The sequence below is a fragment of the Maribacter corallii genome (assembly GCF_047345415.1).
Taxonomy (GTDB): Bacteria; Bacteroidota; Bacteroidia; order Flavobacteriales; family Flavobacteriaceae; genus Maribacter_C.
Genome location: NZ_JBLFEP010000006.1, coordinates 318,419 through 343,174 on the forward strand (window position 1 = coordinate 318,419; position 24,756 = coordinate 343,174).

26 protein-coding genes are annotated in these 24,756 nt (G+C 42.6%); 10 read left to right on the forward strand and 16 right to left on the reverse strand.

The window, feature by feature from the left end; all coding sequences use genetic code 11:
- Nucleotides 1-35: 35 nt before the first annotated feature.
- Nucleotides 36-1,226 (reverse strand): pyridoxal phosphate-dependent aminotransferase, encoded by a 1,191-nt coding sequence (locus tag ACKWCA_RS21225; RefSeq protein ID WP_413980255.1) that lies wholly within the window; start codon nucleotides 1,224-1,226, stop codon nucleotides 36-38.
- A gap of 289 nt (nucleotides 1,227-1,515) precedes the next feature.
- Nucleotides 1,516-2,616: a fatty acid desaturase family protein gene (locus tag ACKWCA_RS21230; protein ID WP_413980256.1), complete on the reverse strand. Its 1,101-nt coding sequence runs from the start codon at nucleotides 2,614-2,616 to the stop codon at nucleotides 1,516-1,518.
- Nucleotides 2,617-2,734: 118 nt separating this feature from the next.
- Here ACKWCA_RS21230 and rsmG point away from each other — a divergent pair, with 118 nt between their 5' ends.
- On the forward strand, nucleotides 2,735-3,370 hold the full coding sequence (gene rsmG, locus ACKWCA_RS21235; protein ID WP_413980257.1) for a 16S rRNA (guanine(527)-N(7))-methyltransferase RsmG: 636 nt from the start codon (nucleotides 2,735-2,737) through the stop codon (nucleotides 3,368-3,370).
- Between the two features lie 5 nt (nucleotides 3,371-3,375).
- Here the strand turns inward: rsmG and ACKWCA_RS21240 are convergent, their stop codons facing one another.
- The 10 genes from ACKWCA_RS21240 to ACKWCA_RS21285 form a co-directional block, all read right to left on the reverse strand.
- Complete coding sequence (locus ACKWCA_RS21240) at nucleotides 3,376-4,407, reverse strand: DJ-1/PfpI family protein (protein WP_413980258.1); 1,032 nt, start codon at nucleotides 4,405-4,407, stop codon at nucleotides 3,376-3,378.
- Between the two features lie 70 nt (nucleotides 4,408-4,477).
- Nucleotides 4,478-5,446 (reverse strand): GlxA family transcriptional regulator, encoded by a 969-nt coding sequence (locus tag ACKWCA_RS21245; protein ID WP_413980259.1) that lies wholly within the window; start codon nucleotides 5,444-5,446, stop codon nucleotides 4,478-4,480.
- A gap of 109 nt (nucleotides 5,447-5,555) precedes the next feature.
- Complete coding sequence (locus ACKWCA_RS21250) at nucleotides 5,556-5,936, reverse strand: hypothetical protein (RefSeq protein ID WP_413980260.1); 381 nt, start codon at nucleotides 5,934-5,936, stop codon at nucleotides 5,556-5,558.
- Between the two features lie 32 nt (nucleotides 5,937-5,968).
- On the reverse strand, nucleotides 5,969-6,970 hold the full coding sequence (locus ACKWCA_RS21255; protein WP_413980261.1) for a DKNYY domain-containing protein: 1,002 nt from the start codon (nucleotides 6,968-6,970) through the stop codon (nucleotides 5,969-5,971).
- A gap of 119 nt (nucleotides 6,971-7,089) precedes the next feature.
- Entirely contained in the window at nucleotides 7,090-7,602 is a 513-nt protein-coding gene (locus tag ACKWCA_RS21260) for a DinB family protein (RefSeq protein WP_413980262.1), read from the reverse strand.
- Between the two features lie 128 nt (nucleotides 7,603-7,730).
- Nucleotides 7,731-8,102 (reverse strand): hypothetical protein, encoded by a 372-nt coding sequence (locus ACKWCA_RS21265; protein WP_413980263.1) that lies wholly within the window; start codon nucleotides 8,100-8,102, stop codon nucleotides 7,731-7,733.
- A 72-nt stretch (nucleotides 8,103-8,174) separates the two neighbouring features.
- On the reverse strand, nucleotides 8,175-9,803 hold the full coding sequence (gene pruA, locus ACKWCA_RS21270; protein ID WP_413980264.1) for an L-glutamate gamma-semialdehyde dehydrogenase: 1,629 nt from the start codon (nucleotides 9,801-9,803) through the stop codon (nucleotides 8,175-8,177).
- Nucleotides 9,804-9,876: 73 nt separating this feature from the next.
- Complete coding sequence (apaG, locus tag ACKWCA_RS21275; RefSeq protein WP_413980265.1) at nucleotides 9,877-10,263, reverse strand: Co2+/Mg2+ efflux protein ApaG; 387 nt, start codon at nucleotides 10,261-10,263, stop codon at nucleotides 9,877-9,879.
- Nucleotides 10,264-10,276: 13 nt separating this feature from the next.
- Complete coding sequence (locus tag ACKWCA_RS21280; protein WP_413980266.1) at nucleotides 10,277-11,398, reverse strand: DUF3667 domain-containing protein; 1,122 nt, start codon at nucleotides 11,396-11,398, stop codon at nucleotides 10,277-10,279.
- 27 nt (nucleotides 11,399-11,425) lie between these two features.
- The gene (locus ACKWCA_RS21285) at nucleotides 11,426-12,670 is read right to left on the reverse strand and encodes a type IX secretion system plug protein (protein WP_413980267.1); all 1,245 of its coding nucleotides are present in this window, start codon (nucleotides 12,668-12,670) and stop codon (nucleotides 11,426-11,428) included.
- Between the two features lie 151 nt (nucleotides 12,671-12,821).
- Between ACKWCA_RS21285 and ACKWCA_RS21290 the strand changes: the two genes are divergently transcribed.
- The 8 genes from ACKWCA_RS21290 to ACKWCA_RS21325 all read left to right on the forward strand — a co-directional run bounded on the left by ACKWCA_RS21290 (nucleotide 12,822) and on the right by ACKWCA_RS21325 (nucleotide 20,479).
- Entirely contained in the window at nucleotides 12,822-14,174 is a 1,353-nt protein-coding gene (locus ACKWCA_RS21290; RefSeq protein WP_413980268.1) for a Na(+)-translocating NADH-quinone reductase subunit A, read from the forward strand.
- 3 nt (nucleotides 14,175-14,177) lie between these two features.
- The gene (locus tag ACKWCA_RS21295) at nucleotides 14,178-15,455 is read left to right on the forward strand and encodes an NADH:ubiquinone reductase (Na(+)-transporting) subunit B (protein ID WP_413980269.1); all 1,278 of its coding nucleotides are present in this window, start codon (nucleotides 14,178-14,180) and stop codon (nucleotides 15,453-15,455) included.
- A 2-nt stretch (nucleotides 15,456-15,457) separates the two neighbouring features.
- On the forward strand, nucleotides 15,458-16,207 hold the full coding sequence (locus tag ACKWCA_RS21300; protein ID WP_413980270.1) for a Na(+)-translocating NADH-quinone reductase subunit C: 750 nt from the start codon (nucleotides 15,458-15,460) through the stop codon (nucleotides 16,205-16,207).
- 1 nt (nucleotide 16,208) lies between these two features.
- Nucleotides 16,209-16,856 carry an NADH:ubiquinone reductase (Na(+)-transporting) subunit D gene (locus tag ACKWCA_RS21305; protein ID WP_413980271.1) on the forward strand — a complete coding sequence of 216 codons (648 nt, stop codon included), beginning with the start codon at nucleotides 16,209-16,211 and terminating at the stop codon, nucleotides 16,854-16,856.
- A gap of 22 nt (nucleotides 16,857-16,878) precedes the next feature.
- Nucleotides 16,879-17,622 carry an NADH:ubiquinone reductase (Na(+)-transporting) subunit E gene (nqrE, locus tag ACKWCA_RS21310; RefSeq protein WP_413980272.1) on the forward strand — a complete coding sequence of 248 codons (744 nt, stop codon included), beginning with the start codon at nucleotides 16,879-16,881 and terminating at the stop codon, nucleotides 17,620-17,622.
- A gap of 2 nt (nucleotides 17,623-17,624) precedes the next feature.
- The gene (gene nqrF / locus ACKWCA_RS21315; protein WP_413980273.1) at nucleotides 17,625-18,932 is read left to right on the forward strand and encodes an NADH:ubiquinone reductase (Na(+)-transporting) subunit F; all 1,308 of its coding nucleotides are present in this window, start codon (nucleotides 17,625-17,627) and stop codon (nucleotides 18,930-18,932) included.
- A 121-nt stretch (nucleotides 18,933-19,053) separates the two neighbouring features.
- Nucleotides 19,054-19,416 (forward strand): Na(+)-translocating NADH-quinone reductase subunit F, encoded by a 363-nt coding sequence (locus ACKWCA_RS21320; RefSeq protein WP_413980274.1) that lies wholly within the window; start codon nucleotides 19,054-19,056, stop codon nucleotides 19,414-19,416.
- Nucleotides 19,417-19,474: 58 nt separating this feature from the next.
- Nucleotides 19,475-20,479, forward strand: coding sequence for an FAD:protein FMN transferase (locus ACKWCA_RS21325; protein WP_413980275.1), 1,005 nt, complete (start codon nucleotides 19,475-19,477; stop codon nucleotides 20,477-20,479).
- Here ACKWCA_RS21325 and ACKWCA_RS21330 read toward each other — a convergent pair.
- Genes ACKWCA_RS21330 through gpmI form a run of 3 tightly spaced genes read right to left on the reverse strand, consistent with a single transcriptional unit; the run spans nucleotide 20,457 to nucleotide 23,624 of the window.
- The gene (locus tag ACKWCA_RS21330; RefSeq protein ID WP_413980276.1) at nucleotides 20,457-21,242 is read right to left on the reverse strand and encodes a class I SAM-dependent methyltransferase; all 786 of its coding nucleotides are present in this window, start codon (nucleotides 21,240-21,242) and stop codon (nucleotides 20,457-20,459) included. The genes ACKWCA_RS21325 and ACKWCA_RS21330 overlap by 23 nt on opposite strands.
- 12 nt (nucleotides 21,243-21,254) lie before the next feature.
- Entirely contained in the window at nucleotides 21,255-22,073 is an 819-nt protein-coding gene (gene map, locus ACKWCA_RS21335; RefSeq protein WP_413980277.1) for a type I methionyl aminopeptidase, read from the reverse strand.
- Nucleotides 22,074-22,106: 33 nt separating this feature from the next.
- Nucleotides 22,107-23,624, reverse strand: coding sequence for a 2,3-bisphosphoglycerate-independent phosphoglycerate mutase (gene gpmI, locus ACKWCA_RS21340; RefSeq protein ID WP_413980278.1), 1,518 nt, complete (start codon nucleotides 23,622-23,624; stop codon nucleotides 22,107-22,109).
- A 315-nt stretch (nucleotides 23,625-23,939) separates the two neighbouring features.
- Here gpmI and ACKWCA_RS21345 point away from each other — a divergent pair, with 315 nt between their 5' ends.
- Complete coding sequence (locus tag ACKWCA_RS21345) at nucleotides 23,940-24,329, forward strand: ankyrin repeat domain-containing protein (protein WP_413980279.1); 390 nt, start codon at nucleotides 23,940-23,942, stop codon at nucleotides 24,327-24,329.
- A 146-nt stretch (nucleotides 24,330-24,475) separates the two neighbouring features.
- On the opposite strand, the gene ACKWCA_RS21350 is transcribed toward ACKWCA_RS21345, so the two are convergent.
- Nucleotides 24,476-24,643 carry a DUF6747 family protein gene (locus ACKWCA_RS21350; protein ID WP_413980280.1) on the reverse strand — a complete coding sequence of 56 codons (168 nt, stop codon included), beginning with the start codon at nucleotides 24,641-24,643 and terminating at the stop codon, nucleotides 24,476-24,478.
- Nucleotides 24,644-24,756: the final 113 nt, after the last annotated feature.

The window sequence follows — 24,756 nt, forward strand, 5'->3', positions numbered from 1 at the left end:
TATACTTAGGAATTAGTGCTTTTCGAATTACGTAGCTACGCTAGTGCGGCCTTTATTCTTGAAACGGCTTCCCTGATTTCCTTTTCCGAAGCGGCATAAGAAATACGGATGCAGTTGCCATTGCCAAAAGCATCTCCGGTAACGGTTGCAACGTTGGCGGCCTCGAGGAGGTACATGGCAAAGTCCGAAGCATTGTTGATCATAGTGCCATTGAAGGTCTTCCCAAAATAGGCGGTGACATCAGGAAATACATAAAAAGCACCTTCTGGTTCATTGCATACGAAACCATCGATGCTGTTGAGCAGCCCTAAAATGATTTTCCGTCGTTCCTTGAATTCATCGACCATGTACTGCACGCGTTCAGGTGACTCCAATAGTGCGGTAATCACGGCGCGCTGCGCGATACAATTGGCGCCACTGGTCACTTGACCTTGTAACTTATTACAGGCACGTGCGATGTATGCAGGAGCTCCGATATAACCGATGCGCCATCCGGTCATGGCGAAAGCTTTGGCCACACCGTTAACAGTGACCGTACGCTCATACATGTCGGTAAACTCTGCCATAGAGGCATGTGGCGTTACGCCATAATTGATATGTTCGTAAATCTCGTCACTGACCACAACAATCTGTGGGTGTTTTTGAAGTACATCGGCAAGGCCACGTAATTCTTCCTTGCTGTAAATAGAACCACTAGGATTACAAGGTGAACTGTACCACAGCATTTTGGTCTTAGGCGTAATGGCCGCCTCCAATTGCTCGGGAGTCATTTTAAAATCATTCTCGATTGACGTAGGTACTTCTACGGGCACACCATCTGCCAATTTGACGATATCACTGTAACTGACCCAATAGGGGCAAGGTAGGATGACTTCGTCCCCTTTGTTCAAAACTACTTGTGCTACATTGTAAAGGGCTTGCTTTGCCCCTGTGGAAACTACAAGTTGTGGAAGTTCGTAGGTGAGGTTGTTATCCCGTTTGAACTTGGTAATGATGGCATCTTTCAGTTCAACATAACCGTCTACCGGTGTATAGGAATTATAACCATCTTTTATGGCCTGTATCGCGGCCTCCTTAATATAGTCGGGGGTGTTGAAATCGGGTTCACCAAGGCTGAGCCCGATAATATCTTTTCCTGCTGCTCTTAATTCACGGGCTTTAGCCGCCATTTCAAGGGTTGCCGAAGGAGTGACACTGTTGATTCTGTCCGAAAGTTGGTTGCTCATTTTAGTTACGTTAAATTTTTATTTCCGCAAAGGCGGAAATCTTCTCAAACTCAATAGATTCCTTGTCATCATGAACAAACCCTTTGCCGTTCTGCGGAAACTTTTGGTCCAAGCCTCGATTTTTCGATTTCAAAATTAAAACTTTTGCTATTCTTTCAAGCAAGAAAAGAAGGTATTCTACAATATTTAATCACATTGTGTTGAAACCTTGTTTTAGGGAAAGAGCTTGAGACTAAAAAACCGCCAAGCATGCTTGACGGTTTCCATAATTTTTTGCTGAAAGCTAAAATCAATACTGAAGTGCTGGACGCTTGCCCAATTCCTTTAAATGCTGAAAGTGGGAAATAATAGCCTTTCGCGTGGTCTTGTATTCATGGTAGGGCAGATTGAATTCCTTTGCCGTTTGCTTTACGATTTTCGAAATCTTTGTGTAGTGCACATGGCTGATATTCGGAAAAATATGATGCTCTACTTGGTGGTTCAATCCACCGGTAAACCAATTGACAATCCTGTTCTTGGTGCCAAAATTCACTGTGGTGAACAATTGATGGATTGCCCAAGTGTTTTTCATATTACCGCCTTCATCCGGTAAGGGGGTCTCAGCCTCATGTACAATATGTGCCAATTGAAAGACAACACTCAGAATGACCCCGGCAACATAGTGCATAATAAAGAAGCCTAAAAGAATCATCCACCAGGCCATGTCCACAAAAATCAAAGGAAGCACGATCCAAATGGTGATGTAGAGCAATTTGGTAATGACCAAGGTGCTCCAATTAACAACTGGACTAGGGAGTTTTCCGTAGCTCAGTTTACGCTTCATGTAGCGGTACATTTGCTGAAAATCAGTCGTAATTGCCCAATTGAAGGTGAGTAGGCCATATAGGAAAACAGAGTAAAAATGTTGAAACTTATGGTGTTTTTTCCATTCGGCATGCTTTGAAAAACGTAAAATCCGACCGGCTTCCATATCTTCATCATGCTCATGAATATTGGTATAGGTGTGATGCAATACATTGTGTTGTACCTGCCAATTGTACACGTTGCCAGCTAGAATGTAAATGCTACTACCCATTAGTTTGTTGATCCATTTTTTGTTGGAGTACGAGCCGTGATTTCCATCGTGCATGACGTTCATTCCAACTCCGGCCATGCCCACGCCCATAACAATGGTCAACATGAGGTTGGCCCAAATTGGAAGACCAAGTGTCAATATTAAAAAGTAGGGCGCCAAGAACATGGTGAACATGACAATCGTTTTCAAGTGCAATTTCCAGTTTCCCGTTTTTTTGATTTTATTTTCCTTGAAATAATCGTTTACCCTTTTGTTCAGGGTTTTAAAAAATTGAGCGGAATCTTTTCTTGAAAATCGGATATTGGTAGAATCCATAGATTACAAATTTTTGGTAAAGATAGGGCCAATGGCCTAAAATGGTTTGAAAGCTTTCTTAAAAAGCTAAATTTTAACAGCATCTAATATACTATTTTTGTCGAATAAGGAACGTTCGATGAATGCAGAAATAATTTTCAAATATTTTCCCCATCTAAACGAAGAGCAACGCACGCAGTTTTGTCAGTTAGAGGCGTTGTACCAAGATTGGAACCTGAAAATAAATGTCGTTTCCCGCAAGGATATCGACGAGTTGTACCTCAGACATGTGCTGCATTCTGTGGGGATAGCCAAAGTGCAGGGATTTAAGGCCGGAAGTACGGTCTTGGATGTGGGTACCGGTGGTGGTTTTCCTGGTATTCCGTTGGCCATCCTATTTCCGGAGACCCATTTCACACTAGTAGATTCCATAGGTAAGAAAATCAAAGTGGTCAAGGAAGTTGTTGACGGTCTCGGAATTAAAAATGTTATCCCCATAAATTCTAGAGTGGAGGAAGTGAACGACCGATTCGATTTTATTGTAAGCAGGGCCGTTGCAGCTATGCCTACCTTTACGTTTTGGGTAAAGGGAAAGATTAAAAAGGAATCGGTACACGAAAGACGAAACGGAATTCTGTACTTAAAGGGAGGTGATCTGGACGAAGAATTAAAGACATATAAGACTGCCGAAATTTTTGATCTGGCCGACTATTTTGAAGAAGATTTCTTTGCGACAAAAAAGGTGGTGTACCTACCGTTAAAATTTAAAGGATAACCCCTTTATTCCAGTTTTCTGAAGAGCTTGCCTTCGGAAGTCAGGGCATATCCGATAATCTTACCAGTGCTATTTCTTTTAAAAAAGACAGGTTCTCCACCCACATCTGAAAATAGGTCCTCCGATTCATAATAGATTGGGTATACTGTATTGTCGACCATCGCGTACAATTGTCCTTTTGAATCTAGCTCAAGGCTCAGGGTAGCCTCATTCTTATATTGGTACGAACCTGTGTATGTCTTCAAATCTTCAATCGAAATTCTTTCTGTATACGGATTGTCACCAGAGAGAACTAACCCGTTATCCATACCCCAATTGTCGTATTCCATATAATATGCCGTTCTTTTGGCCGCATTAATACCTTGGAGTTTGGCAACCAAGTGTAGGGCACCATCGATACCGGCCGAAATGCCTGCAGTGGTAATGACGTTGCCATTGTCGACAAAACGTACATTGCTCCGAACATCGACTTTTGGGTAATTCTCCCTGAGTCCTTGTAGGGCATTGTGAAAGGTAGTCGCGACCTGACCGTCTAGGATACCAGCTTCGGCCAACGCAAAAGCCCCTGTGCAAACGGAGAAATGATATTGAATGTTGGTTTGCTTCTGTACCCATTCCACTACTTTGGGGTTCTTATAAGCTTTTTGTGCATTGCCTCCGAAGAAAGCCAAGATATCCGCTTTTGGGGCATCTTCAATACTATAGTCCGGTAGCACGGTCAAAATACCTTGTGATTGAATTGGTTTTTTGTGCTCCGATACCGTGAAAACCTCGTAGCCTGAATACGCAAAAACTTCCATAGGTCCGGCAAAATCCAATACTTCTACACCATCTTGCAAGTAAAAGGCAATGGTTTTTGAAAGGTCTTTTCGAACAAGCACCATATTACAGTGGCTACAGACTCCAGGTTTCGAATAGGTACTCGTATCACATGTGCTATTGCAGGGTGGACATATATACTGTTGATCGACTTGAACTTCTTGGGCGGTCAAGACTGTTGCAACGAACAACAGCAAGGAGACAATAATGTTTCTCATGTTAAATTTTTTACAAAACTAATGGTCGAATAAAGGTGGTCAAAGGACATTCTTGCGCAACTTAAGGACATTAGAGGCGCAGCTGCGAGGGTAGTTTTTGGGTGTGCTTCTTTAGTAAGGCCCTGAGTTGATTTGAACTGTTCAATCCACACTCTTGGCTTATTGATTCAACATCGAACCCTTTAGAAAGTAATAAAAGGGCCTTTTCGACTCTTAGCTTTTCCAGATATTCACCTATGGTAATACCTGTAGTCTTTTTAAAAAGTCTGGTGAGATTTCTAGGGCTCATAGTTACGCATTCGGCTAGTTCCTCGATATTTTTTTTCTTTTCCAACTGTTGCGCAAGCAGATCTTGGACGGTGTGGATTCGGTTTTCCAAATGGTTTCGGTATTGCAAGAAGACACTGAGTTGCGGGTCTTTTTCGGTTCTTCTGAGATAAATAACCACCTCTTTGGCTACCTTGGCAGCAAAATCGGGTCCAAACGATTCTTCTAAAAGAAAAAGAGATAAATCTATGCCTGAAGATACTCCGGCGCTTGTATAAATGTGCTCGTCTTTTACGAACAAGCGGTCCTTTTGCAATTTGGCTTTTGGAAAACGGGCACGAAAATCTTCAACATACTTCCAATGGGTAGTGCATTCCCTTTCATCGAGTAGTCCTGCCTGAGCCAGTAAATAGGCACCCGTACATACCGAACATATTTTGGCACCGGATCGGTGTTGTGTGTTAAGCCAATCGAAAAAGGGCCGGTTTCCGGTTTCAAATGCTTTATCGAACAAAAGATGCGATTCTAGACCGGGAAGGAGAATCCAGTCCGTGCTACTGAGGCTAAAGGTCTGATAGTCTTGCAACCTTCCTAGTGATACCCCTGCGCTTGACAGTTCTTCCCTACTGGTATTCAGGCCAATGAAATAGTTTTCTATAGGTGCTCCGTAGGTTCTTGCCTCATAGAAGATATGGGCGGGGCCCGAGAGGTCGAGCAATTGAACCTCAGGCGGTACTACGAAAAAAGCACGAAATTTTTCGGTTTGTTGCATAGGTCATTGTACGCATTCAAAGGTAAAACTTAAATCTGCAGGTATGGAAGCCGTCAGCGAAAAGGTCTTTAAGCCCCTACCTTAGATTCTTTGAAGTGTAGGTAAAGAGTCAAAAATCTATGGGACAGGCAAAGTTTTCCGGCTTCCAGATAATCTTTAGGTTTTTGATGTCTTGCCTCGAGGTGAAGCCTTGGTCGGAGTCGATTTGATTGCCATCGCAATTGAGAGTGAAAATTGCTTTGTCGATTACAGGGTTACAATCTTCAAAGCGAAATACGGTTCTGTTTTCATAGGTTCCCTGAACGACATAGCAGTAGACCATATCGGGCGAAGTGCTTCGTGCCATACTATCAATACGTGCTTTGAGCCAGGGTAGTTCTTGTCTGGGGTTGTCAAAGCCGCAACCGGCCATTACGGTGTCGTCTGTATCATTACAGGAAATTAAGCAACAAAATATGAGAGCTCCAAGGATTCGGTGTGTATGGTACATTTGGTTTCTTTCCTGGAAGACGTATGTATGGGCTATTGGTTGCTTTTTTTCTTTTCAAGTCGTTCCCCAGCTCTAAAAGGGCCTTTTTTATCCCCTATTTGGTATTTCCCGATAGTGCCAAAGGTTTCGGCATCGGCATCTTCCAGCAAACGGTCTTGATAATAGACCTTGCTTTTGTCCTTGATGTAATAGGTGCTCAGGATCTCGGTAAATGCTGCATCCAGTTGTAGTGGCGTGGTGCCAAAGTATATTTGATTACCGATTTGTATAAAGGCTTCGTTCAACAGGGCGACTTTTTCATCATCTTTTATCGGTATTTGGCGTAATTCGGGATCGGTTTCCTGTTCGGCGAAGACGGCATAGAAAACATGATGCTTATCTTGCGCGTAATAGTACTTGTGCAGTACCTTGAAACTCTTCACATCTGCATCGATGGCACTGAAAAAGCCATTTCGCTGAAAATAGGCGCTGTCTCTGTCTTTGCTGAAACTTTCGGACAGGGTTTGAAAGCTATCGAAATCGACGGAAATTAATTGATTGCGATAAAAATGGTTTTTACTGTCATTGGCCCAATCCCAATCGGTGCGCACATAGGTTTCTGGGTCGGCGCCTTCCACTATGGTTATTTTAGGGGATTTCTTTTGGGTTCCGTAGACCTTTGTAAAGACATAGACCTGTGATTTGTCAAAACCGATATCTGCCATTTTACCGCCCTCTTTGACAAAAAAACTTCCGAGGTCGACTTGATCGGAACCAAAGGCATCTTCTTTGAAATAGGCACGGTTCTTATCACGACTGATAAATCGGGTGAGTACTTCAAAGCTCTCTACATCGGCATGCATAGGAGCATTGCCAAGTTCAAACCAATTACCCATGGGGCTATAACGGATGTCAGTTTTTTTGTTGTTGTAATAGTGATTATCGGATTTTTCCTCATCAACGGGATTTCCCAAGGGGCTACAGGCGTGCAGCAACCACAAAAGTGGTGCAAAAAGTATTTTAAGAAACGTCTTCATGGTGAATCTGGGCATCATAAACCTGTATTGAGCGGGTCTTACTATCGATTTAACGAATTTATAGTACTTACATTGCATAAAAAAACCTCCTGATTTATGATAACAGAAGGTTTTCGAAAAAGATTATATTAAAGTCTTTACTTGCTCCAAGGTGGAACCACATTGTTGGAGCGGGCATAGGCAATCAATTGTCCTTTATGCTCTCCGTTGTGTTCCATCATGGCCAATAAGCCGCCTAACTTGTTCATTTTGGCAAAACCAAAATCCACTTCTTCCGTGAGTGCTCCGGTTTCTACCTCCATGATCTTTGCCAAAACAAATTCATTGGATTTTTTCAGTGCGGCAATAATATTTTCCTTGCCCTTTACTTCTCCTAATTTCATCATGTCAACTCCCTCAGGTGGAGGAAATCCCATTTTTGAAGCCAGATAGTAATTTGCCCCTGCCACGTGCATTAAGGCTTCCCCAACTGAATTAACCCCTTCCATGGGTCTCCAGTCGTACTGTTCTTCCGAAAAGGCTTCCGCCAGTTGAACCACTTGTGCTTGATTTCCAGTCAATACCGCTTGGATCGTGCTCTGTGCTAAATTGTCTTGTGCTTGTGTCGTAAACGCAAACCCTACGAGGGCCAACGCTGCTAAAAATTTCATTTTCATTGTGTTAGTATTTAGAGTGATAGCTACCGTACAATTGAACGGTACCTTCAAAAGTAGTGAAATTAAGAACCTTTTGAAAGACGTCTCTTGAAGAATATCGGTCTTTTGTAAAAATACGGCACCTAATCGGTAGAGCAAGCAAAATTATCCGGTTGATATATGATTTCAGTATGCTTGATTTCCGATCGATTGACCTTATCGTTCAGGAAGCCTAGAGATTTACCCTCACAATCATAAACGGGCACAATCGTATTGCAAAAAGGGCAACAATTGTCAAAAATAAAGACGGTTTCTTCGTTGTAGATACCTTTTAGTACGTATAAATACCTGGATAATTCCTCCGAGCTATCCTCTGTTTCATCAACATAGGCTTTCAGCCACGCCAAATCCTCAATGGGATTATCAACTCCACATGCGGCATTGGTCGAAGAGCCTTTGCCCGAACATGCGAGAAAGAATGCACTTATGAGGAGTATACATACAACCGTTTTCATCGCTTAATTTTTAAATAGATAGGGCGCAACCCAATTGGTTGCGCCCTAATACTCCATTTCATTCAGTTTGTACTATCCTAAAAACGGATATCTATAGTCTTCAGGAGTTACGAAAGTCTCTTTGATCAATCGCGGCGAGACCCATCGCAATAGGTTCTGCGCTGACCCAGCTTTGTCATTCGTACCTGATGCCCTGGCACCCCCAAAGGGTTGTTGGCCTACGACCGCACCTGTCGGTTTATCGTTGATATAGAAGTTACCCGCACAGTTTTGCAATGCCTTCGTCGCTTCATCGATCGCATATCTGTCCGTTGATAAAACCGCTCCTGTAAGAGCGTATTCAGAGGTGGAATCAACTAACTTCAATGTCTTTGACCAGTCTTTATCATCATAGACGTACACCGTAACCACTGGTCCGAACAATTCGGTTTCCATAGTGGTGTATTTTGGATCTGTAGTAACGATAACAGTAGGCTCGATAAAATACCCTTTTGATTTATCGTATCCTCCACCAGCAAATACTTTTGCCTTCTTGTCTTTTTTGGCCTGATCAATGTATTTGGCCAATTTGTCAAAGGAACCTTCATGGATGACCGCTGTGATGAAATTTGACATGTCTTCCGGTGACCCAGGTGAATTAAATGATTCCACATCTTTCTTTACCAAATCCAGAATGCGATTTGCTTTTGATTTTGGAAGATATACCCGAGAGGCAGCACTACATTTTTGTCCTTGGAATTCGAATGCTCCTCGTGTAATAGCTGTAGCAACCTGCTCTGGTTTTGCAGAAGGATGGGCGATAATGAAATCTTTTCCACCGGTTTCCCCTACTATTCTAGGATATGTCCTGTATTTATGGATGTTCGTTCCGATTTGCTTCCATAGTTCCTTGAACACATGTGTGGAGCCCGTAAAGTGGATTCCGGCGAAATCGGGACTGTCCAATACCGTTTTGGTAATCATGACGGGATCTCCATATACCACATTGATAACGCCATCAGGTAGTCCGGCTTCTTTGAAAATATCAACAATGACTTTTGCGGAGAAAATCTGGCTGTCACTAGGTTTCCAAACGACAACATTGCCCATCATGGCCGCACTGGCCGGCAGGTTTCCGGCTATGGCCGTGAAGTTGAACGGAGTAATGGCATACACGAAACCTTCTAAGGGCCGGTATTCCACACGGTTCCAAATACCTTCGGCAGAATCGGGTTGTTCTTCATAAATCTGGGACATGTATTCCACATTGAAACGCAAGAAATCGATAAACTCACATGCGGCATCTATTTCCGCCTGGTGGATGGTTTTTGATTGGGCGATCATGGTAGCCGCATTGATTTTGGCTCGATAAGGTCCGGCAATGAGCTCGGCAGCCTTTAAAAATATAGCCGCACGTTGTTCCCAAGTCAGATCTGCCCATGCATCACGTGCTTTTAAGGCAGATGAAATAGCATCCGATACGTGAGATTTATTGGCAAGGTGATAGGTGCCGACCTTGTGTTTATGATCGTGTGGCGGTGACATGGGCTTTGTCTTGCCCGACTTGACTTTTTTCTTGCCGATATACATCGGTACCTCTACGGTGCCGTTATAATAGGAGCTATATTGCTTTAATACCGCTTCTCGTTCAGGAGAGCCTGGCGCATAGCTTTTTATCGGTTCATTGATTGCGGTTGGTACTTGAAAAAAACCTTTACCCATAGTGCTGATTTTAGGTGTTGAAAATTTGCACAAAGGTACTAAAATGGAACCCGAATAAAAACTAAACGAAGACCTAGTTTAACGCAAAGGGTGCGCTGAACTTAAAGGTGGGAATGTAGACCCTGAATTTCTCGGTGGATGAGAAATTGACCATATTGTAATATCCCTTCATGGCCCCTATGGGAGAGGCGAGTAGGCAACCGGAGTTGTATGTATGGGATTCACCCGGACGAATGACCGGTTTCTTGCCGATTACACCTTCCCCGTCCACAACTTCCATTTCGTTGAGGGCATCGTAAATCTGCCAATGACGTCCGGTGAGTTGAACCGAATCTTGACTCTGATTTTCTATGGTAATGGTATAGCCAAATGCGAAATGCATTTTATAGTTCTTGAAGAACGTGCCCTCGAAAGTGGTATTGACTGAGACTTTTATGCCTTTAGTAACTTGTGTGATCATGATGTCGTTCGGTCTAATAGGTAAATACTCCTCCTGTAAACAAAATAGCTATAGTCAACATTGCTAAAATAAAGAAAACAAAATTTAAAAATAGATATTTAACAAGAGTTTTAAAGATGCCTTGTTCGTAGAATTTCCGCATTGCTTGAAAGAGGTACAGTCCGAAAACCAAAATGAAAAACCACCAACTGAGCGTATCGAAAATTGAGTCTACTAAAAAGCTAACAATGAGCAAGATAAACAACAATGAGGTAATGTGAAAACCAAAGATCAAATGATCGGTATAAGTGTATTTTTTTCTGATGTACGCCAACCAAATGAAAATGGCGAAAGCTGGAAGGAAGAAAAATACGGCGAACGGAAGCTTCGAAATCATGCTGCTAACGAAACTTCCGGGTTCTTTTCTAAAACGATTAAAACTGGTAGCCGCCCTAAAAGCGGAACGATTCATTCTTGAATCTTCTAAGTCGTACTTCTTTATAATTGCATCAAATTGATAGATTTTATCTTCATTAAAAACGGCATTAAAAAATTCGCGTTTTCCGAAAAATCGGTTTATAAATCCATCTGACTCTGTTTTTTTGAAATGTTTTTGGGGGTCACTAAGCAATATGGAATCGCTATTCATGAAATTTTCCCAAATCTTTAAGGAGTCCAAGGCTGTCTCTAATGTCTGTTGTTCTTCAGCCGGAATATCCTTGAATTCTGCGCTGAAATTCAGGGGTCCATCTTCTCTGATCCAATCACCATCTGCATCCGCCCCGAATTTATCCAGTGCTTGAAAATCTCCGGTAAAATTCAGCATTAGGAAGTATACAATGGCCAAACTCAATAGAAACCGAAAGGGATTTGTATACGAGACTCTTTTGCCCCTGACATAGTCTTTTGTGATTCGACCGGGCCTGATTAATAAGGCCGAAAGTGTTTTTAATAATTTGGAGTCATAGGATATCAGACTCGAGAAAAACTCATCGAAAAAATCTTTTAGGGTAAGTTTTTTTGTGCTATTCGCTTGTGAGCAGTTAGGGCAGTAGCGATCGCTGATATCCAGAGGGTGTTGGCAGTTGGCGCATTCGGTACCCCTGTATCTTAACTGGTATCTTCCTGTGTGTTGAAGTGTTGGTTTGTTGTCCATCAAAATCAATTGATGGTCAAATATAGCCTAATTACTAATATCCCGCGAGTTTGTAGACCCCACTCCGATGATGCTATCGTAAATTTGACCGAAATCGCGATAGTAGACCAGAATTAGGTAAGTATTCTCTGTAAAATGAAAACTCCCTGAAATAGTGTTCAGATCAACCGCTCCATCTTCTTTCTTGATGACGTATTTATAGTTGTAAAAGCCTTGTTTCAACTTAATGGCTGTTTCCATCATCCCATTTTCCTCATTGTAGGTCATCTTGTTTTCATCGGTAAAGGCGTAATTATTGAACTTTCCGAAAACATAAACATCATCGAGATTCAGTTCTTCTGAATAGGGTAGGCTGTAGTGAATGTTGGTGTATTCCGCTTCTCTTGACTCATCATCTCCTTGTAAGGTGCGAACAACATAATCGCCATTAATGTCGGGAAAATAAGTGTATTCACGAACACTTCTGAATCTGTCGGCAAACAGATAATGTTGATAAATGTCGGTCAATTCAATATGCGAAATGACGGAACTTGGTGCGCGCAAATCTTTGGTGTCAAAATTCAAAAACTCGTTTCCACCATAAAAACTGGTTTCTTGGTCGTACTTATAGACCAATTCATTGCCCAATGTGAATTGGGGTTTGATGTTGTAAAGGGCACTGGGCCAATAATAGTTTTGTATGATGGCGACCTTTACTTCTTTTTTCGGATTTACCAACCGGAAATTGCCCGAATTGATTTTGAATTGAACGACCTGTTTTTCATCCAAAAACTCGAAATCACGAGATCTTTTAACCACTGCACCCACTTTTACGACATCTTTGAAGACTACAAATCTTCTAGAGAACTGCAATTCGTAAGTTGAATTGTAAATCTCTAAAACGTAGTTGCCACTGACTTTGAGGCGTACATTGTCGTTGGGTATGGTCAGACGATAATTGCTGTACGGTTGCAATGTGGTATAACTATTCTCGTAGTCGATGATGCGTTGGTTGTCGACCCCGGTAAGATACTGTGATTTGAGCAGTTGTGATGGTGTCCAATCATAATCACAATGTATTAGTTTATAGTAATAGTCCTGTTCGCTCGCCGTGGTATCATCGAACTCAAGGTAAATGGGTTCGTTGAGTTGAACGACTGGAAACTGGTCGCCGGTAGGCCCTTCGAAGATTACAGATCTGATATGATCCGGTGGGTTGACTTCCTCCTGGACTTGGGCAAAAAGCAATGGGGTGATGAACAGAAATGCAATCTGTTTAAGATTTAAATGCATTTAAAACCTATTTTTTCGGTAAAGGTAAACAAAAAGCATACCTAAAAAATTATGCTCGATGTAATGCCCAAATTTATAGGCAATTATTATGAAAACTATCCTTTAAGTATTATTTTCGCACCAAATTTTGTTAACCTAAGGTCTACGATATATGTCAAAGGACATCCGGATTAAAAAAGGCTTGAATATCAACCTTATCGGCGAAGCCGAAAAGACTACTTCCAAAGCTGTTTCAAGCAACGTTTACGCTATCAAACTTGATGATTTTCATGGAATAACACCAAAAATGTTGGTGAAACAAGGTGCCGAGGTCAAGGCCGGGGAAGCCCTTTTTTACAACAAAAACATTGAAGGTATGTTGTTCGTGTCACCTGTGAGTGGAGAACTGATCGAAATCGAAAGAGGGGCGAGAAGACGGATTTTGACTTTGAAAATATTAGCCGATAAAGAGCAACAAGTCTTAGAGCACTCCAAGCTGGATATCCAGGCAGCGACCTCGCAGGATATCAAGGCCCATTTATTGAAAGGCGGATGTTGGCCTTTTATCAAGCAACGGCCCTATGACGTCATTGCCGATCCGGATACCAATCCGAAATCCATTTTTGTTTCCGGATACATCACCGCACCCCTAGCTGCCGATTTGGATTATGTGTTACAAGGAAAGGAAGCGGAGTTACAAGCGGCAATTTCAGCACTTTCTAAACTTACCGCCGGAAAAGTGCATGTTTCCATAGGTAAAAATGGCAATTCGCCTTTGGCCGGAATTCAGGGAATCGAACTTCATAAGGTTTCCGGACCACACCCTGCGGGACTTGTAGGTACCCAAATTAATAAAATAGACCCAATTAATAAGGGAGAGCTGGTTTGGACGGTTACCCCGCAAGACTTGGTGATCATCGGAGAATATTTACTGACCGGTGTTTTCAATGCGGAGCGGACCATTGCTTTGGTAGGTTCATCCGTTAAGACTCCAAAATACTACACCACCAAAATCGGGACTGAAATCTCAACATTCTTGTATGGTAGTGGCGTTCATTCTGAAAATATCAGAGTGATCAATGGCGATGTGCTTACCGGTGCGAAAAGTAGTCCTGATGGATATCTAGGGTATTATAACAACACCGTGACGGCTATTCCCGAAGGAGATGATTATGAGTTGTTCGGATGGAACAAGCCGGTTTTCAATAAAATTTCTACTACAAGGGCGCTGACCTTTTCATGGTTGCAACCCAAGAAAAAGTACGATCTAAACACCAACACGAACGGTGAACATCGTGCATTTGTCTTGACTGGACAATACGAGCAGGTTTTTCCGCTGGATATTTATCCGATGCAATTGCTGAAGGCATGTATGGTCAAAGACCTGGATGAAATGGAGCAATTGGGCTTATACGAGGTCGCCCCCGAGGACTTCTCATTGACGGAATTCATTTGTGTTTCCAAACAACCACACCAACAGATTATCCGTGAAGGATTGGATTTACTACAACAAGAAATAGGATAAGTTATGAGCATAAAAAGCAAAATGCATGAGTTGAAGATGAAGTATCAGGGCAAAAAAATGGCTCCAGCCTTCAATGCCTTTCATACTTTTCTTTTTTCTCCTAACGAAACCACTCATGCCGGTGGTACCCATGTAAAGGGAGCTGACGATCTGAAGCGTACCATGAACACGGTAATTATGGCGTTGATACCGGTGTTGATATTCTCAATGTTCAACGCAGGGTACCAACACTACTCGGCTATCAACGGTTTTCCGGAGAACTTTTCTGTAATGGAACATTTCTTAACCTGGGATAATTTTTGGATAGGAATTGTCAAAGTATTGCCTTTGGTGGTGGTTTCCTATGGTGTAGGCCTTTTGGTGGAGTTCATTTTCGCTGTGATCAAAGGCCACGAAGTTGAAGAAGGATATCTGGTAACGGGAATGTTGGTGCCATTGATTATGCCTATAGATACTCCGCTTTGGATGCTGTCGGTAGCCGTTGTTTTTGGTGTAGTCATTGGAAAAGAAGTTTTTGGAGGAACGGGAATGAATATTTTGAATCCTGCCCTGACGATTCGGGCCTTTTTGTTCTTTGCCTATCCTACTTGGATGAGCGGTGATAAGGTTTGGGTACACGGCGCTAAGGATGGGGTTACGCAGGCCGGTTCGGTGGATGCGATTTCCGGAGAGACCATATTGGGTTATTTGGCCCAAGGTAATGAAGCTGCGTATCAGGCCAAGTATAGTCTCTCTGACATGTTTTTCGGTTTTATTCCCGGCTCGGTAGGGGAGACCTCTACTTTTTTGATTCTACTTGGAGGCCTTTTCTTGATATTTACAAAAATTGCCAGCTGGCGTATTATGGTCAGTGCCGTTATCGGTTCTTTGGCAATGGGTCTTATCTTCAATGGAATTGTCGATGCGGGATGGATTGCGGAGTACAGTAAGTTTTACGGCTTGATGCAATTTGATTTTTGGAAGCATTTACTTGTCGGTGGATTGGCCTTCGGTATCGTCTATATGGCGACCGATCCTGTAACAGGTTCACAAACCAATCGCGGAAAATGGATCTATGGTTTTTTCATCGGGTTCATGTCGGTGATGATCCGAGTGTTCAACCCTGGATATCCAGAGGGTGTTTTCTTGGCTATTCTATTGATGAACGTTTTTGCACCAACCATCGATCATTACGTGATTCGAGGTAATGTAAAACGAAGAATGAAAAGATTAAAGAACGCTGTCGTCTTACCAAAAGATAGTGACAGTGCGGCTAAAGAACTAAAAGCGGAAACAGTTTAGAGATGGCAATAGATACGGATAAAAACGGATACACTATTTTGTTTGCGGTGGTCATGGTGATCGTCGTAGGTTCTGTGTTGGCCTTTTTGGCCTCGGGACTCAGTGAAAGAATAAAGGAGAATGAACGGTTTGAGAAACAGCAGAATATTCTCTATGCCATGGGTGTGAACGAGAATACGCCGGATAGCGGTGTGAATTTCATACCTACCGATGTCGTGGAAGATAAGTTTATCGAGCGAATCAAAACGCAGTACGTTTTGGTCAATGGCAAAGTAAACGAAGACGAGACGGCGTTCGCGATAGATGTAAAGAAACAATTAGCTGCATTAAAAGCCGGAGACGAAGCTCGGCTACCGATTTTTGTGGGTGAGAAAGAGGGGAAAGAGATCTATGTCTTGCCAATGTACGGTAAGGGCTTATGGGATGCCATTTGGGGCTTTATCTCAGTCGATAAGGAAATGGTGGTTCAAGGGGTTTATTTTGACCACAAAGCGGAAACGGCAGGTTTGGGTGCCAACATCAAGATGCGTTTCTTCATGGATGATTTTATAGGGGAATCGCTTTTAGATGGTAAGAGTTATTCCGGTATCACTGTATCGAAAACGAACAATGACCCCCTAAATGATGATAAACAAGATAACGAGGTCGATGCCATTGCAGGTGCGACGATAACGGGCAACGGCGTTTCCAGCATGATCAAGGAGACTTTAAAAGCCTACAAGCCTTATTTAGAAACGATAAGAAACAATTAAGATGGCATTACTTTCAAAAAAAGATACAAATCTGATTCTCGATCCCTTAGCGGACAATAATCCGATTACGATTCAAGTATTGGGTATTTGTTCTGCCTTGGCGATTACGGCCGAGCTAAAGGCCTCCTTGGTAATGGCGGTATCGGTAATTTTTGTTATGGGCGTAGGTAACGTGGTTATTTCGTTGATGCGAAATATCATTCCTTCTAAGATCCGGATTATTGCGCAGCTTATTGTGGTGGCGACTTTGGTAATTGTAGTAGATCAAGTTTTGAAGGCCTATCAATATGAGTTGAGTAAAACCTTATCGGTATTTGTGGGATTGATCATTACCAATTGTATTATCATGGGGCGATTTGAAGCCTTTGCGCTAGGTAATGGCGTCTGGAGATCTTTTCTAGACGGTATCGGAAATGCCTTGGGGTACGGTGTTATATTGATTATCATTGGGTTTTTCAGGGAACTTTTGGGATCCGGCACCTTGTTCGGAATACAGGTCTTGGGCGATCCTATTGCTAAGACGGGCCTATATGCCATAGGTTATGAAAACAACGGATTTATGATTATTCCTCCAGCGGCGTTGATCGTTGTGGGGATTATCATATGGGTACAGCGCTCAAGGAATCCGGCATTGGTAGAAGAAAATTAATTAGGCTTTTAAGGATACGATTATGTTAGAACATTTAGAATTATTTTTTAAGTCGATTTTTATAGATAACATGGTATTTGCCGTGTTCTTGGGCATGTGTTCCTACCTTGCGGTTTCAAAGAAAGTTGCCACGGCCGTCGGCCTGGGAGCTGCGGTAATATTCGTTCTTGCGGTGACAGTACCCTTAAATTGGTTGCTTGATCAGTATTTACTCCGCGATGGGGCCTTGGCATGGTTAGGACCTGAATATGCCGATTATAACTTAGGCTTTTTGTCCTTCATCCTCTTTATTGCCACGATTGCTACAATGGTGCAATTGGTAGAGATAGTGGTTGAGAAATTTTCACCTTCACTGTATAATTCCTTAGGGATCTTTTTGCCATTGATTGCCGTAAACTGCGCGATTCTTGGTGGGTCTTTGTTTATGCAGGCTAGGGATATACCTTCTTTGGGCTTGGCGCTGAATTACGGTATAAGTTCAGGTATCGGTTGGTTCCTTGCCATCTTGGCGATTGCCGCGATTCGTGAAAAGATACGATATTCCAATGTTCCGCCACCTCTGAGAGGATTGGGTATCACCTTTATTATTACGGGCTTGATGGGTATTGGTTTTCAAAGTTTTGGAGGCATGTTAACAGGAGATAACGAGCCACCCGAGGATACGACTCCTACCACAGTAGAGGAAACCGAAGGAAAAGAACGAATTGAAGAAGGGATTGAAGACGATGAAAAAGCAGTCTCTTATAACGATGTAATAAACGAATAAAAATGATATTAGCTACAAGTACCGGTGGTACCATTCTAATAACGGTAATTGCGTTTCTGATTTTGACATTACTACTGGTAGCAATTCTACTGTTTACCAAACAAAAACTCTCTCCATCTGGTCCGGTGACCTTAACGATCAACGGTGAGAAGAAAATCGAGGTGGCCTCGGGTTCGACCCTATTGTCTACTTTGGGTAATCAAAAAGTTTTTCTTCCATCTGCTTGTGGAGGCGGGGGAACTTGTATTCAATGCGAATGTCACGTGCTATCCGGTGGTGGCGAGGCGCTACCTACTGAAACACCACATTTTTCCCGTAAAGAATTGCAACATGGTGCGCGTTTGGCCTGTCAGGTCAAGGTGAAGCAAGATATGGAAATCACCATTCCTGAAGAGGTATTCGGAATTAAGAAATGGCCCGCCAAAGTAGTTCGTAATTACAATGTAGCCTCTTTCATCAAGGAGTTTGTAGTTGAGATTCCTGAGGATATGGGGTATAAGGCAGGTGGCTATATTCAAATTGAGATTCCTGAATGCGAGGTCAAGTTCTCTGAAATGGATATCACCGCACACCCCGAAGAACATGAGACACCGGATAAATTTCAAGCGGAATGGGACAAGTTCAATCTTTGGCCCTTGGTGATGAAAAATCCCGAGACGGTTGAAAGAGCCTACTCAATGGCTTCTTTTCCGGCTGAAGGTCGAGAGATTATGTTGAATGTGCGTATTGCAACGCCACCTTGGGATCGTTCCAAAAACGGTTGGATGGATGTCAACCCGGGTGTTGCTTCTTCGTATATTTTCAATTTAAAGCCTGGTGACGATGTTATTATTTCAGGCCCCTATGGTGAGTTCTTTATCAATGAATCGGACTCTGAAATGTTATATGTAGGCGGAGGTGCAGGAATGGCGCCCATGCGTTCACATTTGTATCATTTATTCAAAACGTTGAAAACCAACCGAAAGGTGTCTTACTGGTATGGCGGACGCTCTAAACGAGAACTCTTCTACCTAGACCACTTTTATGAGTTGGAAAAGGAGTTTCCAAATTTCAAGTTCTACTTGGCCCTTTCCGAACCCTTGGAAGAAGATAATTGGAAGGTAAAAGAGGATATAGATGCCCCTGGAGACGGTTTCGTTGGTTTTATACACAATTGTGTTATTGACAACTATTTAAACCACCATGAATCTCCCGAAGATATTGAGCTCTATTTTTGTGGTCCGCCATTAATGAACAAGGCGGTACAGAAGATGGGTGAAGACTTCGGTATCCCAGATGAACATATCCGTTTTGATGATTTCGGTGGCTAAAGGCCGGTTGTGGTGAATTTAGGACCATACCTGATGCAAATAAGAATTGAAACCGATAGCGTGCTATCGGTTTTTTTATGAATCGATGCCATATTCTAAAAGGCATTAAATTACGTATAAAATGCAATCGCTAACAGAACAAGAACTACATAACCTGGCCATGAACATTGTCGGTAAACAGTTGGAATCTGAGGGGTTTGAATTCATGGCAGTCAATAGCGAACTCAAAAAGAACCCTCAGTTTGTTTGCCTCCGGGAGAAAAAGTTGCATTTCATCGTAGTAAAAAGTATTGAATATCCTGGTGATCCTAAGGATATCGAGTTGTATCGGTCCGACTTGAACAAGATGAAAGAGCATGCCCTAAAGTTCGAAGCGGATACCTATTACGCTGGGGTCGGTTTGGTGAACGCAGCAGACTACAACCTACCTGTATACCTGAATGAGGAATATATTGTGGATTATGATGGACTTGTTAAGATTTAGTACGCGATTAGGGCGAATGCGATTGATGCACAACAGTGAAGTCTTACGTATTTGCAACATGGCTTTAACCCTTGTGTTGGCAGTCGCTACATTCTACGCTTGTAAGGAAGATGCGCCCAAGATCATACAGAACGCCAATTCAGGAGGAGCTCTGGGGACCTCCTATCATCTGATTTACCAATCTGAAACCCAGCTGGATTTTCAAAAGGAGATCGATTCCGTTTTTGAGGTGGTAAATCGATCCTTGTCGACCTACCTACTTGATTCGGATATATCAAAGATCAACGAAGGTGATTCAACGATTGTAGTTGACATAATGTTCAAAGAGGTTTTCGAACTTTCTAAAGAGATACATGGGAAAACTAAGGGCTTTTTCGATCCCACTGTAGGCGTTTTGGTCAATGCCTGGGGGTTTGGACCAGGGAATCGCTTACAAATGGATAGCACTGTTGTGGATAGCCTGATGCAGTATGTTGGTTTTGAGAAAGTAACACTGACTGATACCCGTACGATCCAGAAGAGCGATCCCCAACTGCGGTTTGATTTCAATGCGATCGCCAAGGGATATGCTATCGATAGGCTTGCCGTACTGATGGACGAAAAGGGGATAGAGAACTACCTACTGGAAGTCGGTGGGGAAGTAGTGGCCAAGGGCGAAAATAAGATCAAGAAGAAGCCTTGGACGGCAGGAATCGAAGATCCCCAAGCAGAAGCGGGTAGGAGGTTGAAACGTGCCATTCATTTGAAAGACCGGGCCTTGGCCTCTTCAGGTAATTATCGAAAATTCAGAATAGACTCCCTAACCGGTAAAAAGTATGTACATACCATAAATCCAAAAACAGGTTTTACCCAAAACTCCAGCACTTTGGGAACGAATGTGCTCGCAAAAACATGCGCAGAGGCAGATGCCTATGCCACTGCTTTTATGGCCATGGATTTAGATGAGGTAATAGATCTGTTAGAAACCGAAAAAGAGCTGGATGCGTATATTGTTTATTTGAACGAGGCCGGCGAATCCAAAGAATATATGACCGAAGGTTTTAGGAAGTTGATTCTGGACTAAGCTTTTTTACCAGCGGAATAATTTCACCTTTGGCCAATCGATATCGCGAAACTTCTTCCGGTGTTAGTACGGAAGTATAGTCTACTTCTTCTACCTGGAACCCGATACTTCGAAGCTTGTCAAAATAGTCCAGACCGTAAATACGCACATGGTCATACTGACCGAATATCTTGGCCCGTTCCTTTTTATCGGTAATCGAGTTGTCTTCAAAGGTGACCCTTCGATTCAAATCTTGGGGAATCTGAAAAATACCCCAACCTCCCGGTTTTAGAATACGATACAATTCTTGCATAGCCTTGGTATGATCGGGAATATGCTCTAGTACATGGTTGCAAAAAATGACGTCATAGGAATTATCATCGAAAGGCAAATTGCAGATATCCGCCTTCACATTGGCCAATGGTGAATTCAAATCGGTTGTAGTGTAATCAAGGTTCCTTAATTTTCGGAAACGCTTGTAGAATGCTTGTTCTGGGGCAAAATGAAGGACTTTATGTCGGGCAGTAAAAAAGTCGGTTTCGTTTTTCAGGTAAATCCATAACAAGCGGTGTCGTTCCAAGGAGAGTGTGGAGGGTGATAGTACATTCGCTCTAGGATTTTCATAACCGTAGGGAAGAAAACTTCTGAATCTTCTGCCGTCAATCGGGTCGGTATGGTTTTTTCCTCGCATGGCAAATGCGAGTATAGGCCGAATGAAATAGCTTAACCTGATCAGAAGAGGCCTAGGAAGGCTATTTAGGATGAGCTTAAAGAGTTTTTTCATCCCCTTGTGCGTCTATAATTGCGGGCTTTTCTGCCGAAATTCCTCTTCTTCGTCACTTACAATGCCCAGCGCTTCATAGATATAGGCGAAAGTGGATAATAATTCGGGTTTACCATCGATTAAGGCCACATCGTGTTCAAAGTGTGCACTTGGTTTGCCATCGCCTGTCAAAATGGTCCAACCATCATTCAATTGCTTAATACGTCGGGTTCCCATATTGGTCATCGGTTCAATAGCGACGACCATGCCCTCAACAAACTTCTTTCCTCGACCTCGTCTACCGTAATTCGGCATTTCCGGATCTTCATGCATTTTTCGACCCAAACCATGACCTACCAACTCTCTAACTACCCCGTACCCGCGGTCCTCAGTATATTTTTGTATGGCATAGCCTACATCACCCACGCGGTTGCCTATCTTGAACTCTCGAATTCCGACATAGAGGGATTCTTTGGTAACCTGCAGCAGTTTCTTTACTTCTGGCTGTACTTCACCGACTTCAAAGGTATACGCATGGTCACCGTAGAATTCGTTTTTTAGAACACCACAATCAATGGAGATGATATCACCCTCTTGCAACGGGGTGTCATTAGGAATACCGTGAACCACTTGGGCATTCGGACTCATGCAAAGCGAATTGGGAAAGTCATAAAGACCGAGAAAGCCCGGTACGCCGCCATGATCGCGAATAAAGGTTTCGGCAAGGGCATCCAACTGCAAGGTCGTGACTCCTGGTTTTACCTCTTTGGCGAGCATACCTAAGGTCTTTGAGACAATCAATGCACTTTCGCGCATCAGTTCAATTTCTTCTGCTGTTTTGACGATAATCATAGCCCGCAAAGGTAAAGATTTGAAATCAGTTATCTAAATTAACGACTTGCAGCTCATTAATTCGGGCTGGTCGATTCCCATAAGTTTTAGAATGGTAGGCGCAATATCCCCTAGTACGCCGTCTTTGATTTCCTTTAATTCTTGGTCCACTAAAATTAGGGGTACCGGATTGGTGGTGTGCGCTGTATTCGGAGATCCATCAGGATTGATCATCGTCTCACAATTACCGTGATCTGCGATTACAATAGTACTATATCCGCTTTTTAATCCGGCCGAAATGACCGATTCGGCACAGCTATCCACAGTTTCGCAGGCCTTAATCGCCGCGTTCATGTCACCGGTGTGTCCAACCATATCAGGGTTTGCAAAGTTCAAGCAGACGAAGTCGACTTCGCTTTTTTCAAGCTCGGGAATGATGGCGTCCCGAATTTCGAAAGCGCTCATTTCGGGTTTAAGATCATAGGTGGCCACCTTTGGGGAAGGGCAAAGAATACGTTCTTCCCCCTCGAAAGGTACTTCTCTTCCCCCATTGAAAAAGAAGGTTACGTGCGGGTATTTCTCAGTTTCCGCAATCCGTATCTGTTTCTTGCCATGACTTGACAGTACCTCACCCAAGGTATCTTGAATATTATCCTTGTCATAGACCACATGTACATTTTCGAAGGAATCATCATAATTGGTCAAGGTTACATAGTGCAGGTTTAACCTATGGGTATTTTGTTCATGAAAGTCGGCTTGACTCAGCATTTGGGTCAACTCACGACCACGGTCGGTCCTGAAATTAAAAAAGACCACAACATCATCTTCCGAGATTTTCGTTGATTCCATGTCCAAGTCATTTACCACCGAAATAGGCTTGATGAACTCATCGGTAATGCCATCATCATAGCTTTCTTGAAGGGCAGCAGAAACATCGGTGGTCTTTGTGCCAGCGCCATTGACCAATAGATCATAAGCGAGTTTCACACGTTCCCAGCGTTTATCCCGATCCATGGCATAGTACCTTCCAATGACCGAGGCCAGGGAAGCATTCTTATCTTGGCAGAACTGTAATAGATTTTCTACATATCCCTTACCGCTTTTGGGATCCACATCCCGTCCGTCGGTAAAGGCATGAACGAACATTTTTTTAACCCCGGCTGATTCGCCGGCTTCGATTAGGCCTCTTAGGTGTGAGGTATGACTATGTACCCCACCATCACTTAGCAAACCTAAAAAATGAATGGCCTTGTCTTCCTTTTTTGCATAGGCAAAGGCATCTTGAAGCACCGGCTCATCTCTTAAAGTATTCTCCTTTACGGCCAAATTGATTTTGGCGAGGTCTTGATATACGATTCTACCGGCCCCTAAGTTCATATGACCCACTTCGCTATTGCCCATTTGGCCTTCCGGCAATCCTACGTTCATGCCATCGGTCAATAAATTGGCATTCGGATAGTTGCGGTAAAGGGAATCTACAAAAGGAGTATTCGCGTTTTCGATTGCAGACACTTTTGGGTCGGGAGATTTACCCCACCCATCTAATATCATTAGGATCACTTTTTTTTTCATCGGCCTATTTTAAATCGTCGAAAGAGTTTCAGTTGTTTGTCTCCTTCATTTCTTAATGGTCAAAAACGAATGAGGTTGAATTTCAAAAGTAGTACGATTTGTCAAGTAACACTAGAAATAGCCAAACCTTTTTAGGTATTTCATAAAGGAGAATCAATCTGTTAAATATTTTAAGTTAAAATCGCCCAAGTTGTTAAACTTTAGTTATTTAACTGTTAATCATGAAACAAAAAGCTATTGGGGTCGTCTATATTTATATAGGTAAAATCTATTCATCAATCTATCTGCCATTTGGCAGATTTTAAATCACTCATCATGAAAAAAACTGTTCTCACCGTAGCTACAGCACTATTGCTAATGGCTACTGCCTCTGTGGAGGCAAATCACGATCAAAGGGAAACTAACGCAGTTACGGTCACTGCGCTCGCCAAAGCCGAATTGAGTTCTTTTTGCAAAGCTATTATGAAAGGCGAGTTAGAGACCGTTAAGAAACTGATCAACCTCGGGGAAGATGTGAACAAGAAATCCTTGGGAATGACTCCCGCTATTTTTGCAGCACGCTACAATAAGGCAGAAATCTTGGAACTTCTCATTGAAAATGGAGCGGATTTGAAAAAACGCTGCAACAAGGGCTGGAGCATTGAAAAACATGCGAAACTATCAAATGCCCAAGATGTATTGGCAGTGCTCAATGCACAGACGTAAGTACTGACGAAGAATTCATCAATCAAGCAACCTTGTCAAAACCGACGAGAATTAAAAAGCCCATTCGGGAATTCCCGAATGGGCTTTTTTTAAATCCATTTTTCACTTCATATAGTGTTCAGGTAAAGGAGCAAAAAAGGTATTTTTTAGAAATCCCAGCCATTTAAGGCCCTATCGGATAAGGCATAAATTGCCATAAAGATCATCAACGCACAAAATACGGAATATATTTTCAATACTACTACAACTATTTCAGGCTTGCAATCTTCGAATGCCCGCGCGTAGAGGTTTTTAAAATGCAGAAGAGCTCCCATATAGATTTATTTTGAATTCATATAAAGCTACAAGGGTTAAATTTGGGTCGCGATAAGTTCTTGGGATACCCTAAATTACGAAAAAATGCCTGATTTACAAGCTTTTGGAGCGA

What these genes read in the sequence shown, in the direction of transcription:
- ACKWCA_RS21225 (WP_413980255.1), bottom strand. Translation starts at nt 1,226, where the DNA reads ATGAGCAACCAACTTTCGGACAGAATCAACAGTGTCACTCCTTCGGCA.
- ACKWCA_RS21230 (WP_413980256.1), bottom strand. Translation starts at nt 2,616, where the DNA reads ATGGATTCTACCAATATCCGATTTTCAAGAAAAGATTCCGCTCAATTT.
- rsmG (WP_413980257.1), top strand. Translation starts at nt 2,735, where the DNA reads ATGAATGCAGAAATAATTTTCAAATATTTTCCCCATCTAAACGAAGAG.
- ACKWCA_RS21240 (WP_413980258.1), bottom strand. Translation starts at nt 4,407, where the DNA reads ATGAGAAACATTATTGTCTCCTTGCTGTTGTTCGTTGCAACAGTCTTG.
- ACKWCA_RS21245 (WP_413980259.1), bottom strand. Translation starts at nt 5,446, where the DNA reads ATGCAACAAACCGAAAAATTTCGTGCTTTTTTCGTAGTACCGCCTGAG.
- ACKWCA_RS21250 (WP_413980260.1), bottom strand. Translation starts at nt 5,936, where the DNA reads ATGTACCATACACACCGAATCCTTGGAGCTCTCATATTTTGTTGCTTA.
- ACKWCA_RS21255 (WP_413980261.1), bottom strand. Translation starts at nt 6,970, where the DNA reads ATGATGCCCAGATTCACCATGAAGACGTTTCTTAAAATACTTTTTGCA.
- ACKWCA_RS21260 (WP_413980262.1), bottom strand. Translation starts at nt 7,602, where the DNA reads ATGAAATTTTTAGCAGCGTTGGCCCTCGTAGGGTTTGCGTTTACGACA.
- ACKWCA_RS21265 (WP_413980263.1), bottom strand. Translation starts at nt 8,102, where the DNA reads ATGAAAACGGTTGTATGTATACTCCTCATAAGTGCATTCTTTCTCGCA.
- pruA (WP_413980264.1), bottom strand. Translation starts at nt 9,803, where the DNA reads ATGGGTAAAGGTTTTTTTCAAGTACCAACCGCAATCAATGAACCGATA.
- apaG (WP_413980265.1), bottom strand. Translation starts at nt 10,263, where the DNA reads ATGATCACACAAGTTACTAAAGGCATAAAAGTCTCAGTCAATACCACT.
- ACKWCA_RS21280 (WP_413980266.1), bottom strand. Translation starts at nt 11,398, where the DNA reads ATGGACAACAAACCAACACTTCAACACACAGGAAGATACCAGTTAAGA.
- ACKWCA_RS21285 (WP_413980267.1), bottom strand. Translation starts at nt 12,670, where the DNA reads ATGCATTTAAATCTTAAACAGATTGCATTTCTGTTCATCACCCCATTG.
- ACKWCA_RS21290 (WP_413980268.1), top strand. Translation starts at nt 12,822, where the DNA reads ATGTCAAAGGACATCCGGATTAAAAAAGGCTTGAATATCAACCTTATC.
- ACKWCA_RS21295 (WP_413980269.1), top strand. Translation starts at nt 14,178, where the DNA reads ATGAGCATAAAAAGCAAAATGCATGAGTTGAAGATGAAGTATCAGGGC.
- ACKWCA_RS21300 (WP_413980270.1), top strand. Translation starts at nt 15,458, where the DNA reads ATGGCAATAGATACGGATAAAAACGGATACACTATTTTGTTTGCGGTG.
- ACKWCA_RS21305 (WP_413980271.1), top strand. Translation starts at nt 16,209, where the DNA reads ATGGCATTACTTTCAAAAAAAGATACAAATCTGATTCTCGATCCCTTA.
- nqrE (WP_413980272.1), top strand. Translation starts at nt 16,879, where the DNA reads ATGTTAGAACATTTAGAATTATTTTTTAAGTCGATTTTTATAGATAAC.
- nqrF (WP_413980273.1), top strand. Translation starts at nt 17,625, where the DNA reads ATGATATTAGCTACAAGTACCGGTGGTACCATTCTAATAACGGTAATT.
- ACKWCA_RS21320 (WP_413980274.1), top strand. Translation starts at nt 19,054, where the DNA reads ATGCAATCGCTAACAGAACAAGAACTACATAACCTGGCCATGAACATT.
- ACKWCA_RS21325 (WP_413980275.1), top strand. Translation starts at nt 19,475, where the DNA reads ATGGCTTTAACCCTTGTGTTGGCAGTCGCTACATTCTACGCTTGTAAG.
- ACKWCA_RS21330 (WP_413980276.1), bottom strand. Translation starts at nt 21,242, where the DNA reads ATGAAAAAACTCTTTAAGCTCATCCTAAATAGCCTTCCTAGGCCTCTT.
- map (WP_413980277.1), bottom strand. Translation starts at nt 22,073, where the DNA reads ATGATTATCGTCAAAACAGCAGAAGAAATTGAACTGATGCGCGAAAGT.
- gpmI (WP_413980278.1), bottom strand. Translation starts at nt 23,624, where the DNA reads ATGAAAAAAAAAGTGATCCTAATGATATTAGATGGGTGGGGTAAATCT.
- ACKWCA_RS21345 (WP_413980279.1), top strand. Translation starts at nt 23,940, where the DNA reads ATGAAAAAAACTGTTCTCACCGTAGCTACAGCACTATTGCTAATGGCT.
- ACKWCA_RS21350 (WP_413980280.1), bottom strand. Translation starts at nt 24,643, where the DNA reads ATGGGAGCTCTTCTGCATTTTAAAAACCTCTACGCGCGGGCATTCGAA.